This is a genomic window from Gilvimarinus gilvus (assembly GCF_030518155.1).
Taxonomy (GTDB): domain Bacteria; phylum Pseudomonadota; class Gammaproteobacteria; order Pseudomonadales; family Cellvibrionaceae; genus Gilvimarinus; species Gilvimarinus gilvus.
This window is the reverse complement of record NZ_JAULRU010000437.1, coordinates 1-372: the sequence shown is the minus strand read 5'-3', so window position 1 is coordinate 372 and position 372 is coordinate 1. Positions and strand designations below refer to the sequence as shown.

Annotated in this window: 1 protein-coding gene; it reads right to left on the bottom strand. The window is 32.3% G+C overall.

Annotated elements, in window-relative coordinates; genetic code table 11:
• Positions 1-137: 137 nt before the first annotated feature.
• Positions 138-372: ribonuclease HI (locus QWI17_RS08755; RefSeq protein WP_368045333.1), on the bottom strand; the 235-nt coding region annotated here is incomplete at its 5' end.

Here is a 372-nt window from a genome sequence, read left to right as displayed (position 1 = left end):
AATTCGTCCACTAAAGTAGACAAGTTCACCTTTTTCTTTTTTAGGTGAACAACTGTAAATTGTAATTAAAAGTAGTAGGAGAAATCTCCACAACGTCTTCATTTTCATTTTTCTCTCTGCCTCACAAAAGTAGAAAATTATTCTTCGTTTTGATGAATTTCGAAGTAAGAATCTATCTTAAAATTTTCTGGTTTATTTGCTGCCGCAACCGCTAATTTATCAGCTTCTTCGTTCCAATGATGTCCAGCATGACCTTTTATCCATTGAAATTTTACACGATGAATTTTATAAACTTCTAAAAATCTTTTCCACAAATCAGCATTCTTCTTTCCTTTGAAATTCTTTTGCACCCAACCAAAAACCCAACGTTTT